Raw genomic sequence first — 13,326 nt, 5'->3', positions numbered from 1 at the left:
GAAATATTATCAACCGGCAGTCACAATCAGCCGGTATGTCCCTCCACACGAAGCCCTCCCCAACCTGGCGATACGCCCTGCTGGCCGGGCTCCCCGCCGCCCCCGGAGCCATCTGGCACTACGTCCAGTCAGGGAGCGACATCGAGTTCTCCGGTATCGTCGTGTTCACAGTTCTCGCGGGCTACCTGGCGAAGACGAGCGGACTGGACGCCACGCCGGTCGGACTCCGCGCCGGTATCGTCGCGGCCGTCCCGGTGACGCTGTGGGTCCTCGCCGACGCCGGACGGTCTATCAGCGGGTTCCACCAGCCGGGCTGGATGACGGTCGCCCAGGTGTTCGTCCTCCTCGTTTTGGCGGGGGTGAGCCTCGTCGGCGGCGCGCTTTCCGGGATGATTGGGGCCCGCATCGGCGGCTGGCTGGCCGAGCGGGGCGACCACCCCCAGTCTGCCGTGGGCTCCTGACCCATGGGCTCGATACTCCCGCGGCGTAGCAGCGACCCCGTGACGCGGCGACAGGCCCGCCTCGTCGGCCTGGCCTCGATACCGCTCGTCGTCTACAGCTACGTCCAGCCCGGCGAACTCACGTGGCTGCCGTTCTGGCCGGTGTTTGGCGCCGGGCTGGTGGCCGGCTACGTCGCCATGTGCCGCGGCGAGTCCGGCAGTGGGGCCGGCTTCGACGCCGGCGAGGTCGGTGCCGTCCCGGGCCTGTGGACGCTGCTCGACGTGTTCGTGTTCAGCGGCGACCTCCGCGCGGACCCGCTCGGCGTCGGGGCGCTCGTTGCGCTTCTGACGCCTATCATCATCTTGCTCGGGGGCCTGAGCGGGGCAGTCGGTGGTCGGCTCGGTGGCTGGCTGGCCGAAGTGAACGGACACCCGGAACAACCCGTCGAGGCGAGCTAATCCATGTCCCGGGCTGTCGCCATCCTGAGACCGGACCCCGAAACGGGACCGTACAGCGTCCTCGGCGGGGTCTGTGCGCTGGCCGTCGCCGCCGTCAGCGCCTGGCTATCGGGGGGTGTGCTCTCGGTCACGGGCGCCGCCCTCGGCGGGCTGGTGGCCGGCTACCTCGCCGGACGCATCGGCTCGCCGAGCGGTCCCGTGGGATTCCGTGCCGGGCTCATCGGCTGGCTCCCGGCACTGCTGGTCGCGACCGAACCGCTCAGGACCGCCAACGGAGCGGACGCCGGGGGACGGGTGATTGCGCTGGGCGTCGCAGCGGTGACGACGGCAGTGCTGCTGGCCGTCGGCGGGTTCATCGGCGCCTTCGCCGCGCGACTCGGCGGCTGGCTGGCCGAGCGCGGGGGCTACCCCGCGGACTGAACCCACTCGAATCGAGAAGGTATTTGGCCTCAGACATCCACGCACTGGATATGCACGATGTCGTCGTCGTCGGGGCCGGCCCGGCCGGCTCGCGGTACGCCCGCCGGGCCGCCGAGTCCGGACTGGACGTGCTCGTCTTCGAGCAGGGCGAGGTGGGCGAGCCACTGGCGTGTTCGGGCCACGTCAGCACCGACCTCTGGGAGTACACCGAGGACGCCCGCGAGGAGCTGTTCCAGAACGAGATATCCGGGGCGCGCTTTCACACCGGCGGCCCCGGCAGCGACGACCACCCCTTCTACAAGGACGAGGTCATCTCGAACGTCATCGACCGGGTCGGGCTGGACAGACACCTCGCGGAGCTGGCCCGCGACGCCGGCGCCGACCTTCGGGAACACCACACCGTGGTCTCGGTCGCGGAACACCGAGACCACGTCACCGTCGACGCCCGCGGCCCCGACGGCGCGGTCGAGACCCACCGCGGGAAGCTGGTCGCGGGCTGTGACGGCCCCAAGAGCCGCGTCCGCCGGGAACTCGGCCTGCCCGAACCCGACGAACTGCTCCACGGTGTGCTTGGCTTCGACGAGACGCCCGACCACCAGGACTTCGTCGACGTCCATCTGACCGTCCCGAAATTCTTCGCCTGGCGCATCCCGCGGGGCGAGGCCGGGGTCGAGTACGGGCTGGCCGTGCCGCCGGGCGACGACGCCCGCGAGCGCTTCGAGGACTTCGTCTCCGGCTACGACGCCGACGTGACCCGGCGCTGTTCGGGCCTCATCCCCATCGGCCCGCCGAAACGTGTCACTGGCTCCCGGTCCTTTCTCATCGGTGACGCCGCCGCCCAGACCAAACCGTTCACCGGCGGCGGCATCCTCTATGGCATGACCGCGGCGGACCACGCCGCTCGCGAGATCGACCCCGACGACCCCGCGACGCTGGGCGATTACGAGCGGGCCTGGCGCGACGACCTCCGTGGCGACATCCGCCTGGGCCACGCCGTGCGGGCGGGCTACTCGGTGCCGAAAACGGTGCAAAAAGCCGGGATGAAGGCGTTCGAAGGTGAAATCGGCGTCCACATGGACCGCCCCTCGACGCTCTTTTCGCGTGAGCAGCTGAAAGCGCTACTCGGGCGGTCCTGACTCGACGGGACAGTTCGTGGGCAGGCCAGCTTACTCCGAGGACTCCCAGAGTGCATAGATACCTCCTTTCTCTGTTCCGACGTAGACAGTGCCGTCGGCGACCGCTGGCGAGGCGGCTATATTGGCATACTCGTTTGCGACCGTCGTGCTCCAGCGTTGGCTCCCGTCGTCGACAGCGATACCGTAGACATCTCTGGAGTAAGCTGGGGCGTAAACGGTGTCTTCAGTTACTGTGGCGGACGCGACGAATGTGTCACTTCCCTCGAACCGCCACTGCTCGCTGCCATCGGCAGCATCGAGCGAGAACAGATAGGTGTCGCCACTCTCATCCGAACTGCTAGCCACCCGTGCACCAACGAGCACCCGCCCGCTCCGAACTGTTGGTGTCCCAGTGACCATGGTTAGGTCCTCGAAGCGCCACTGTCGCGTCCCTTCGTCCGCATCGATAGCGTAGACCCCTTCACCATTTCCGCAGTAAACCGTTCCGTCGGCGACAGCCGGTGACGCAGCGACATTGCCACCGCTATCGAATCGCCACTGCTCGCTCCCATCGGCGGCGCCGACTGCGACGACGCCCCCGCTGGCACTGCTGGCATATACCGTCCCGTCGGCGACTGTCGGCGAGGAAACGATGCCGTCGAATGTCCACTGTTCGCTCCCTTCGGCGGCGTTGAGCGCGTAGAGTGTGTCATCGTTGCTCCTTGCGTAGACGGTGCCGTCTTGAACGGCCAGTGAACCGTAGAATACCCCCTCGACCGCTGAGGACCACGCTTCGGTGCCAGCAGTGGCCGAGAGCGCGTACACCTTCCCCGGTTTGTCGGCCCATCCCGTGCCGATATAGACGGTCCCGTCGTCGACGACTGGCGACGAATATATCGGCCGTTCGGTCTCGAACTGCCAGAGCTTCCTCCCATCTGTCGCTGAAAACGCGGAGGCCGTGCCGCCTTCATTATCCGTCCCGCCACTGCCCATATACAGCACACCATTGACCACCGCAGGCGCCGAGGAACTGTACCCCTCGGCGGTAGCCGACCAGCGCTTGGTGACTGCCTCCGTCGGCCCCATCTGGTCGGGCCCCGTGCCGGTATGTGCGCTGTTCGCGCCGAGCATCGGCCACGAATCTAGCCCCACGTCGGTATCTACGTCGAGGGCCCCACTGCTTTCCGCCTCCGAGCTGGGTGACGCCTCCTCAGTGACGTCGGCCGTCGGGGTGTTTTCGCCCCCTGTCCCACCGCCACAGCCTGCGATAGCGCCCGCCGCGCCCGTCGCTAGAATTCCCAGGAGCTCTCTTCTCCGTACATCTGACATGAGTTAAGCTACTATTGGTAGACAAAAAAGCTGCTGGTTGGATGGTGAGAAATGCCGTTTAGAAGGTCTCAGGCTGCGCTTCGCAGCCCGAGCCACACCTCTCTGTAGCCCAGCATATAGATGCCGACGTACAGCAGCAGTGCGCCCATGGCGACTTCCCAGAGACCGAACACCGACGGACCGGCGAGCAGGTTCCCGATGCCAGCGGTCTCCGTGAGGACGCCGACGGCCGTCAGGAGGCCGGCCGCGAGCGCTCTGAGCAGTACCGAAAGCAGTTCAGCGAGTGAGCCAAAGCCGTTCATCGGAGACCATAGCTGAACGGTCGATATAGGCCTTCCGCTCGAAGCGTAACCGGTTTCATCGACCCCCGTCTGGGCACGCACATGAGTCAGTACCGCGGCATGGACCACGCAGCGCTCGCGAAACGCGGCTTTCTGCTCGGCGTCGCGCTCTTTGCGGTCGGCGTCGTCGGTGAGGTCGGCGGCCACGCGCTCCTCGGGTCACTCCCTGCACTGGTGAACACACTGCTGGTCGATATGGAGGCAATCGGCATCCTGCTGGCGCTGTTCTCGCCGCTCGTCTTCGGCATCGTCCTCCCGCTCGTCGAGTGAGCGGCCGCCGAACGTGTTTACCGTGTGCAGTGCTACCGAAGTGTATGGACGCCTCCCGTTTCACCGTCGCCTCGGCCGTCGTCGCACTGCTTGGCTGTGTGGTCGCCTTCGTCGCCCCCCTCGCGCTGAACGCGCAACCGGGTATCCGCGGGAGCGTGACGCTCTCGGCCGTGGTCGGAGCCGTCTTCGCCGGCAAGAACTTCCTGACCATCCGCGAGCGCGGTGTCCCGAGCTTCGCGGCGGGCATGATGGCAACCGTCCTGGGACTGTGGCTCATCGTCGCGCCGCTGCAGTACGACATCGTCGGCGCCCCGCTGACCGCGCTCACGCAGTTCGGCGGGATGTGTCTCGCGGCTTTCTCCGCGTACACCGCACTCGTGGCCGTCGAGGGGTTCTTCGGTGCAAGAGAGACGACGGACGGTGAAGAGGGCGACAGTATCGGCTATTCGTAGGTAGGCAACCGCGCCGAGACGGCCGACCCGTCGACGAACGGAAGCTCGCGGCGCTCGGCCGGGACGTCCTCGCCGTCGACACTGACCGTGAGGTCGCCGTCGGGGTAGTCCCAGTCCAGTTTCGCCATCGCGATGGGACCGGAGACGGTTGGGCTCTCGACGGCGCGGGTGACCTCGCCGACGTGCTCGTCGCCAACGGAGACGGCCGCCCCGGGGTCGGGCACGGCGTCGACGGTCAGCCCGACGAGCCGCGAGCCGGGATACCCCTGGTTCTCGACGCGGGAGACGACCTCCTGGCCGACGTAACAGCCTTTCTCGAAGTCCAGGGCCGTCCGCAGGCCGAGGTCGTTCGGCAGCGCGCCGTCGATTTCCGTCTCAAAGAGCGGCGAGCCGGCTTCCAGCGTGAGCGTTTCCCACGTGCGATAGCCGAAGGGGACGGCGTTGAGCCCGCGGTTGACGAGGGTGTCGAAGACGCGCTCGGCGTCGTCGGCGCCACACACCACGTCGTAGCTCTCCTCGCCGGCGAGGTTGTCGGTCCGGATGACCGAGACGCCGGCGTCACCGAGTTCGCCCCGGTTAAAGGAGAGGGCGGGCTCGGGCGAGGACGCCTGGTGGAGCACACTCGCGATTTTCTCGGTCGCCTTCGGCCCGTGGACGCCGAAGACCGCGAACTCGTCCGTCGCGAGGCGAATGTCGACGTCCTGGATGAAGGTCTTTTCCTGCCAGTCCTCGGCCAGAGCCGCGGCCTCCTGTGGCGGGGTGAAGACGAGCAGTCGCTCGCCGGCGTTGTAGACGTACATGTCCGTCTCGACGCGGCCCTGCGGGTCGAGCAAGAGCGCGTAGGTTCCCTCGCCGTCGGTGTCAGGCACGCGGTTCGAGACGGCGTTGTCGACGTAGTCGACGCGGTCCTCGCCCGTCACGACGAGGACGCCGTAGCCGAACTCGCAGACGCCGACGACGTTGCGGACCGCCCGGTGGGTCCGCTCGGGCCGACCGTAGTGGGCGACGACGCGGCGACCGCCGACCTCGCGGAAGGTCGCGCCGTGGTCGGCGTGGACGCCCTCGATAACAGTCATGCGAACGGATGGGAGCCTCGCGGCAAAAAACGTCCCGCTCTCGCAGCTAGCGGCGCCGGTAGGCGACCAGCGAGAGCAGGGCGAGCGCGGCAGCGACCGTCACGGGCGTGAAGCCGGGACCGAGTCCGCCGGAGGTCTCGGTCGGTTCACTGCCGGTGGCAGTAGGTGTCGGGGTGGACGTGGAAATCGGCGTCCCGGTCAGTTCCTCCGGGGCTTCGACGACCTCGACGGTGACCTCCTCCTGGGCCTCACCGTCGTCGACGGTGAAGTTCACCGGCCCGGCCGACTCGGTGTCGGTTTCGAACTCGCCGTCGTCGTCGGTCGTGCCGACCTGCTGGCCGTCCTGTGACACCGTCGCGCCGGAGACGGCGTCGCCGTACTCGTCGGTGACCGCCAGGGTTATCGGATTACCCAGGAGTACCCGGTCCCGCGTCGAGATGGAGAGGGTATCCGTGCGGTTGATGGAGATAGTCTCGGTGATGTCGCTTTGCTTGACGCTGATGGTCTGTGTGGTCCGGTCGTATCCGTCCTTGGTCACGACGATATCGTAGTCGGTGTTGACCGGGACCGTGGTCGCCGCGTCACCGCCAGTGGTCTGGAGCGTGGCGACGTTCGAGATTCGAACGGAACTGTTGAGCGATTCGGGGGGTTCGAAGTAGTCGTCGACCACCTCGACGGTGAGCAACACCTCACCCTGTTCGATGGTGCGGTCGATGTCGGTCTGGTCCCCGACAGTGACGCGCGTCCGGTTGTTGAAGTAGCCGTCCTTGTAGATGTCGAGGCGGTAGTCCCCTTGCTCGACAGCCGGCGTCGTGACGGTCCCGTCGGCGCCGGTCCGCTGGTCGGTGACGAACCCGTCCGAGCCCCGATACAGCAGGACGCGGGCGTCCTCGACGGTCTCGTTGGCCGTGTTACGCACCGTTACCGTCGCGGTGCCCGACTCGGAAACGGGCACTTCGACCGACTGCTCGGTCGCGTTGCTGATGACATACGCGTTGTTTCGTATATACTGGTCGTCGTTGACGCGCACCGAGACGTCTGCACCGCGGGGAGCTTCGAATCGAATCCGCCCGTCGGACAGCGTCGTCTCGTTTGTCGAGCCGCCGTCCCAGGTTGCCGTCACCTCGACGCCGCCACCGACTGACTGGCCATCCTGGTCGACGATGGTCGCGGTGATGACCACCGGGCCCTGCTGTGCAGTGACGGCCGCCGGGAGCACAGCGACCACCCCGGCGAGCATCACGATACAGAGACCGACTGAAAGACGTGTCGAACCCATATTCGAGTGGTAACAACGAACACCCTTAACAGTATGGTCCTTCTAGCCGAAGGGTTACCGACCGCCCGACGCCGACTGGACGAGCGCCTCGACGTCGGCCGGTTCGATGGGGGGGAGTGGCCCGGTCATCGTCCGTGCCAGTGCCGCGGCCGCTGCCCCGTGGGACAGCGCAGTGTCGGTAGAGGCCCCGTCGGTGAGCTGCTGGAGGACGGCACCGACCAGCGCGGCGTGCTGGCCGGCGCTGTTGGCCCCCTCGGTCTCGAAGGCGTCCTGTTCGTGGAGGACGCCGTCGTGGTAGCCGACGACGCCGTACTCGCTCCGGGTGAGGATGACGTGAGAGAAATCGTAGTCGCTGGCGATGGTGTGGACCAGTTCGCGGGGTGACCCCGTCCGGTCGAAGACAGCCTGGGCCCCCTCCTCCCTGGCGAACAGCAGTTCGACCGGGTCGAAGAGGTCCGCGAGGGTGTCGTGGGCCGTCTCTGCGCCCCAGATACCGGGATAGAAATCCAGGTCCATCGCCCGCAGTCCGGGGGCCGAACGCAGCAGGGCGCCGGCGGTCTCGGCGGCCCCGTCGGACAGCGCCGCCATCGACCCCGTCGTGAAGACCGCGTCGGCCTCCTGGACGCGACCGACCGGGAAGTCGCCCGGTGACACGGTCGCCAGTGCGGTGTCGGCCCGGTCCTGGAAGAGGCGCGGCTCGCGGGGCGGGGTGCCGCTCTCGTGGAACTTCAGCCCGTGCCGGCCGTCCTCGGGGCCAGTCCAGGTCACCTCTGTCTCGAGTCCGTGTTCGTGGAGCTCGGCGACGGCACGGCGCCCCAGCGGCGTGTCGGCGAGCTTCGAGAGCCAGACAGCCTCGGCGCCCAGCCGGCTGGCGACGGCCGCCGCGTTGCTGGATATCCCGTCGACGTGGAGCCCCACCTCGCGGGCAGTCTCGAACCGTTCGCCCTCCCGCGTTGCGAAGCGAAGCGCCGTATCACCGAACGAAACGATAGACATATTCCACCCATTGACAGACAGGGGTTTAGTTCATCCGGCTGTGTGGGACTCGTTCAGCCGACCTTCTCGGTGACGCGAAACTCCGTGGGCGGCGCGAGGATGCCGACGACGGTCCCCATCGAATGGACGACGGTGATGAGCGGGGCCAGCGGCACCGCAACGGCCCACAGACGCTTCTCGCGGCCGTAGTAGCACACGCCGCGGAGATACCAGAACAGCGTCAGCGCCCCGAGCAGCAGTGAGGTGAGCGCAAAGAGGCCGCTGCCACCGACGCCGACGCCCAGCACCGACAGCGGGACAACCACCAGCGTCACCACCGGCGAGAGCGCCCACGCGTAGTTTCGCACGCGGGTCAACAGCTGGTACCCCAGCGGGAGGTCCGTCGACGCTTCGACGTTGCCGGCCGCCCAGCGGCGGCGCTGCTGGAGAATCTCGGTCAGCGACGGCGGGGCCTCGTTCCGGCAGGTCGCCGTCGCCAGTTCGAAGTCGATGTCGAACTGCTTTGCGGCTGCCCAGACGAAGGCAGTGTCCTCGACGAGGGTCTCACGGTCCCAGGTGACCTCGTCCTCGAGGTCGCTTCGGACGGCGATACCGCCACCCCACGCGAACAGCGGGATAGAGAGGCGGGCAAAGGCGCGCTGTTCGACCTGGACACCCATCCGATAGACGTCGGCCAGATAGGTCCACACCGACCCGGTTCGGCGGGGCTGTTCGCGCAACTGGACGATATCGGCGTCGGGCAGCCCGTCGAAGGAATCGACGATGCTGTCCTCGTCCAGGTAGAGCACGTACTCGCGGTCACACCCGAGCGTCTGTCGGGCCCACTCGATGGCTCGGCCCTTCCGGACCGCGTCGCAGTCGAACCCATCGGGGACGACGTGGACCGTCGCGCCGGCCACGTCGATATCTGCCTCCGCGATAACGTGGACGTCGTCGAGTTCGGTGGGCAGCGAGTCGACGGTCTGCTGGACGACCGCGGCGGCGTCGACGGTCAGGATACGGACCTGGATGTCGTCGCCGCCGTGGACCGGCGCTGGTTCCTCGTAGCCCCGCCCGACGACGTAGGTCAGGACGACCCAGACGAGTGCGGTCCCGGTGAACAGCACCGTGGTTCCCCACAGCAGGTAGTCGAACAGCTGTCCCCAGTCGACGCCCGCGGGAGCCAGCGACGGAAGCACTGTCGCCACCGCTGTGAGCAGGAACACCGCGCCGACCCCGGTCAGACTCAGTCGTTCGGTCTTCATCGTACCTGGTACCCGGGGTGTCCACCCACTTCATGCGGGCCGACGCTCACACCGTCTTGGGCCCGGTTTGGGCCCGTTTTCGGCCCATTTAACGCCGTTTGAATCGACTTAACGGAGCGAACGCAGGTCCGCTACCGCGGTGGGGGAGCAATCCGGCTTCGGGGCCGGGTCGACCGGTCGCGCGACAGAAAGCTTGCTTTCGTGGCGTCTCCGACGCCGCTCAGTCCCGCCGGCCCGAATGTCCAGGGTAGTCCCGCTCGAACCGGTCCTCCAGTTCGTCGAAATCGACCTCGATGACGGTCGGCCGGCCGTGGGGACAGGCGTAGGGGTTGTCACAGTCGTCAAGCGCCGCGAGCAAGTCCCGGACCGACCCCTCCGTCAGCGAGGTGTTGCCGGTGACCGAGGGGTAGCAGGCCAGGTCACCCAGCAGTTCGTCGGCGGCCGCTTCGACCGTCGTGGCGGCCTCGCTCTCCCCGCCGACGAAGGCACTCAACACGTCGCGGACGATGTCCGGACCGGCGGCGTCGGCGATGACGCCCGGCAGCGTTCGCACCTCGACGGTTCGCTCGCCGGTCCGGGCGGTGTGAAAGCCCAGGCTCGCAAGCGCGTCGCTGCGGTCGGCGAAGACGGCAGCTTCTCTGGCTGTAAGCTCCAGTTCGACCGGCTCGGCCAGCGCCTGGGTCGTCGTCTCGCCTTCGAACTCCGCCTTGAGGCGCTCGTAGTTGACCCGCTCGTCGGCTGCGTGCTGGTCTATCAGGACGAGCCCGTCGTCGGTTTCGGCGACGACGTAGGTGTCGTGTAGCTGGCCGAGTATCCGCATCGCGGGCAGCGTGTCGTGGCGCGTCTCGGGAGCATCGCCCAGGTGGGTCTGGTCGTGGCCGCCGGCAAACTTGCGGTCCGGGTCGGTCGGCGCGGTAGATTCGCTCGCGGGCGACGCCGACGCGGATGACGCTGTCTCACTCGCCGTCGAATCCGTCGACGTGGACTGGCCGCCGAAATTCGTCTCGGAGGCCCCGGTCGACTCGTCGGCAGTTCGACTCGAAACCGTGGTGTCGGCGGTCACGGTCGAGTCGGCAGACGCCGCGGACGTCGACGCCGTCTCAGCGGCTTCTGCCGGGCGCTCGTCGGGCGTGGACTCGGACGGCATCCCGTCCACCGGCGCGTCGCGTCCGGTCGCGTGGTCGCGCTCGTCGTTACTCGTACTCGAATCGGTCGTCCGCTCGGGCGTAATCTCGGTCTGCTCGGGCTGGGACCGGCCCCGCGGGGCCGTCGAACGGAGCAGCCCCTCCTCCATGAGTGCGTCCTCGACGGCGGTGCGGACCTGCTCGTGGACGCCCTCGTCGTCGACAAAGCGGACCTCCATCTTCCGGGGGTGGACGTTCACGTCGACGTCGCCGGCGGGCACGTCCATGAACAGGACGGCGAAGGGGTAGCGGTCCGGCGCAATCTGGGTGCCGTAGGCGTCGACGACGGCGTCGTGGGCGGTCTTGGCCCGGACGTAGCGGCCGTTGACGTACGTCGAGAGGTACTCTCGCCCCGCCCGAGTGGTTTCAGGGTGAGAGACCAGCCCGGTGACGCCGGAAAGCGGGCCGTCCGGGAGGTCCTCGCCGTCTACTCGTATCATGCTCTCAGCGACTTCCCGCCCATAGACGGACATCACGGTCTCGCGCAGGTCCCCCTGACCAGTCGTGGCGAACGTCTCCCGACCGTCGTGTTCGAGCGAGACGGCGACGCCTGGGTTCGCCAGCGCGTAGCTCGTGACGATGGTGTTGACGTGGGCGAACTCCGTCGAGGCCTGCTTGAGGTACTTCCGGCGGGCGGGGACGTTGTAGAACAGGTCCTCGATTTCGATGGTCGTCCCTTCGGGACAGCCGGCCGGACTCACGGCGGTGACCTCGCCGCCCTCGACGACGAGTTCGGTCCCCGCCTCGCCCCCGCGCGGGCGCGTGGTGATAGTCAGTCTGGACACCGCGCCGATGGCGTGCAGCGCCTCACCGCGAAAGCCAAGCGTCCCGACGCCGCCCTCCAGGTCCTCGATATCACGAATCTTGGAGGTGGTGTGTTGCTCGACGGCGCGCTCGACGGCCTCGCGGTCCATCCCGACGCCGTCGTCGGTGACGCGAATCCCCTCGCGGCCGCCGTCCGCGACGCTGACCGTGACCCTCCCGGCGTCGGCGTCGATGGCGTTCTCGACCAGTTCCTTCACGACAGAGGCCGGCCGCTCGACGACCTCGCCGGCGGCGATACGCTCGACGGTTCGCTCGTCGAGTTGCTGGATATCTCCTGGCGTCTCCCCCATGCTCTTGTGCCCGGTTAGCGGGCCGGTCGACTTGAGACTGTCCCAGCGCGGCCCGGTAGTGTCAACAGTTAACATACTGAGGGCCGTAGGGGAGAACGGTGAGCCAATATGTGTCACCACAGAGGCGACATCCCCGGTGAGATTCCCGAATGGACGATGGAGCGCGAGGAGACAGCCGAAGCCGACGACGAGGAAGAACTGCCGGAGTTCCTCAACGAAGAGGGTGAGGAGGTTTCGGTGTTGACCGACGGCTCGGGCGGTGACTGACGCCGCATCCTTTTTTCCAACCGTACACTGAAGTACCGGCGCGCGGTCGTCTGACCAATGGAACAGTACGACCGCCTCTACCGACTGTACGAGACGGTGGACACGGAGACGGTACGGGCCTATCAGGAACTCGTCGACCTCTTTCCGGCGCTGCGGTCGACTGTCGGACTGGAACAGTGGGAGCGCGCCCGGACGGAGTTAGACGAGCGGAAGGCGGCCATCGCCGAGCAGTTCCCCGACCCCTACGCCGAAATCGCCGCCCACCTGACACGTGAGGAGGCCTTTACCGCGCTGGACCTCTACGCGAAGTACGACCGGACGGTGAACGTCCTCGTGCTGGACGTCGACGAGACGCTTCGGTCGGCCGGCGACACCGACAACGAGATTCCCCGGTCGACGCTCCACCTGCTGACGGAGTTCCACGAGCGCGGGGTTCCTATCGTCGTCTGTACCGGCCAGACCTTAGAGAACGTCAAGGGGTTCATGATACAGGGGCTGGGCAACGACGTGGTCTCCTCAGGCGCGCTGAGCGTCGTCTACGAGACGGGCAACGCCGCGTTCACGCCGAACCACGGCGCCGACACCAAGCGGCTGCTGTACGAGGGGCTGGATCCGGTCATCGTCGAGACGTTCGACGACGTTCGGGGCCGCGTTCTCTCGGACGCCCCGGACAGCGTCCGGCGGGGCTGTCACCTGCAGGGCAACGAGTTCAACGTCACCATCAAACCCAACGCCGAGGTCGGCAGCGACGACGCCGTCACGGTCATCGACGAGGCCGTCCGCTACTTCTGTGGACTCGTCGGCGAGGCGCTGGCCGGCGCCGTCGACACCGACGTGGCCGAGCCCGAACTGCTCGCTCGCACCTATTTCGCGAAAGACCCCGAAATCGCGGCGGTGTTCGACGACGGCGACCTCGCGTACGACGCCGACCTCGACGGGGCGCCCTCCCGGTACACCGACGCCTTAGAACGCATCGACGTGGGGTACTACGAGGGCGACGCCGCCGAACTGGTCAGTCTCGAACTGGACAAACCAACCGGTGTCAGGGCGGCACTGGACGTGCTTGGCATCGAGGACCCCTTCGCGCTTTCGATGGGCGACTCCAAGAGCGACCTGCGAGTGATGGAGTGGCTCGCCGACACCGACAGCGGCATCGCCGCGGCTCCGGAACACGCCTCCCAGGGCGTGCTCGACCACGTCAACGACCGTGACGAGCTGGTGTATACGGCCGGCGAGGCCAGCTCCGTCCTCAAGATAGTCTACGGGATGGAGCTCCTGGCAGGGGTCGAGGCAGCGTAACTGACACGACATCATCGCGGGGGAGTCGTCAGACCCTCGC

The 13,326-nt window shown here is 67.4% G+C and carries 15 protein-coding genes; 8 read left to right on the top strand and 7 right to left on the bottom strand.

Annotation, left to right across the window (positions count from 1 at the left end; translation table 11 throughout):
* Positions 1–35: 35 nt before the first annotated feature.
* From EGD98_RS00170 to EGD98_RS00155, 4 genes are read left to right on the top strand one after another with little or no spacing between them, the layout of a single operon-like run.
* Positions 36–461, top strand: coding sequence for a DUF5518 domain-containing protein (locus EGD98_RS00170; RefSeq protein ID WP_220586325.1), 426 nt, complete (start codon positions 36–38; stop codon positions 459–461).
* A 3-nt stretch (positions 462–464) separates the two neighbouring features.
* Positions 465–899: a DUF5518 domain-containing protein gene (locus tag EGD98_RS00165; protein ID WP_220586324.1), complete on the top strand. Its 435-nt coding sequence runs from the start codon at positions 465–467 to the stop codon at positions 897–899.
* 3 nt (positions 900–902) lie between these two features.
* Positions 903–1,319: a DUF5518 domain-containing protein gene (locus EGD98_RS00160; protein WP_220586323.1), complete on the top strand. Its 417-nt coding sequence runs from the start codon at positions 903–905 to the stop codon at positions 1,317–1,319.
* 50 nt (positions 1,320–1,369) lie between these two features.
* A complete protein-coding gene (locus tag EGD98_RS00155) occupies positions 1,370–2,455 on the top strand; it encodes a geranylgeranyl reductase family protein (protein WP_220586322.1) in 1,086 nt (361 codons plus the stop codon).
* A gap of 30 nt (positions 2,456–2,485) precedes the next feature.
* Here EGD98_RS00155 and EGD98_RS00150 read toward each other — a convergent pair whose 3' ends face one another.
* Complete coding sequence (locus EGD98_RS00150) at positions 2,486–3,763, bottom strand: outer membrane protein assembly factor BamB family protein (protein ID WP_220586321.1); 1,278 nt, start codon at positions 3,761–3,763, stop codon at positions 2,486–2,488.
* A gap of 68 nt (positions 3,764–3,831) precedes the next feature.
* Complete coding sequence (locus tag EGD98_RS00145) at positions 3,832–4,065, bottom strand: DUF8151 family protein (RefSeq protein WP_220586320.1); 234 nt, start codon at positions 4,063–4,065, stop codon at positions 3,832–3,834.
* A gap of 81 nt (positions 4,066–4,146) precedes the next feature.
* Here EGD98_RS00145 and EGD98_RS00140 point away from each other — a divergent pair, with 81 nt between their 5' ends.
* Positions 4,147–4,374 (top strand): DUF7860 family protein, encoded by a 228-nt coding sequence (locus tag EGD98_RS00140; protein ID WP_220586319.1) that lies wholly within the window; start codon positions 4,147–4,149, stop codon positions 4,372–4,374.
* A gap of 44 nt (positions 4,375–4,418) precedes the next feature.
* Positions 4,419–4,826 carry a hypothetical protein gene (locus EGD98_RS00135; RefSeq protein WP_220586318.1) on the top strand — a complete coding sequence of 136 codons (408 nt, stop codon included), beginning with the start codon at positions 4,419–4,421 and terminating at the stop codon, positions 4,824–4,826.
* Here EGD98_RS00135 and ygfZ read toward each other — a convergent pair.
* From ygfZ to mutL, 5 genes are all read right to left on the bottom strand, one after another.
* Positions 4,817–5,902: a CAF17-like 4Fe-4S cluster assembly/insertion protein YgfZ gene (gene ygfZ / locus EGD98_RS00130; RefSeq protein ID WP_220586317.1), complete on the bottom strand. Its 1,086-nt coding sequence runs from the start codon at positions 5,900–5,902 to the stop codon at positions 4,817–4,819. The genes EGD98_RS00135 and ygfZ overlap by 10 nt on opposite strands.
* 46 nt (positions 5,903–5,948) lie before the next feature.
* Entirely contained in the window at positions 5,949–7,181 is a 1,233-nt protein-coding gene (locus EGD98_RS00125) for a carboxypeptidase-like regulatory domain-containing protein (RefSeq protein WP_220586316.1), read from the bottom strand.
* A gap of 54 nt (positions 7,182–7,235) precedes the next feature.
* On the bottom strand, positions 7,236–8,177 hold the full coding sequence (locus EGD98_RS00120; RefSeq protein ID WP_220586315.1) for a carbohydrate kinase family protein: 942 nt from the start codon (positions 8,175–8,177) through the stop codon (positions 7,236–7,238).
* A gap of 53 nt (positions 8,178–8,230) precedes the next feature.
* Positions 8,231–9,421: a glycosyltransferase family 2 protein gene (locus tag EGD98_RS00115; RefSeq protein WP_220586314.1), complete on the bottom strand. Its 1,191-nt coding sequence runs from the start codon at positions 9,419–9,421 to the stop codon at positions 8,231–8,233.
* A 220-nt stretch (positions 9,422–9,641) separates the two neighbouring features.
* Positions 9,642–11,720: a DNA mismatch repair endonuclease MutL gene (mutL, locus tag EGD98_RS00110; RefSeq protein WP_220588007.1), complete on the bottom strand. Its 2,079-nt coding sequence runs from the start codon at positions 11,718–11,720 to the stop codon at positions 9,642–9,644.
* Between the two features lie 108 nt (positions 11,721–11,828).
* On the opposite strand from mutL, the gene EGD98_RS00105 reads away from it, so the two are divergent.
* Complete coding sequence (locus EGD98_RS00105) at positions 11,829–11,987, top strand: hypothetical protein (RefSeq protein WP_220588062.1); 159 nt, start codon at positions 11,829–11,831, stop codon at positions 11,985–11,987.
* A gap of 57 nt (positions 11,988–12,044) precedes the next feature.
* The gene (locus EGD98_RS00100) at positions 12,045–13,286 is read left to right on the top strand and encodes an HAD family hydrolase (protein WP_220586313.1); all 1,242 of its coding nucleotides are present in this window, start codon (positions 12,045–12,047) and stop codon (positions 13,284–13,286) included.
* The last annotated feature ends 40 nt before the right edge of the window (positions 13,287–13,326 follow it).

Source organism: Haloarcula salinisoli, assembly GCF_019599405.1.
GTDB lineage: Archaea > Halobacteriota > Halobacteria > Halobacteriales > Haloarculaceae > Haloarcula > Haloarcula salinisoli.
This window is presented reverse-complemented; position numbering and strand designations above follow the sequence as displayed.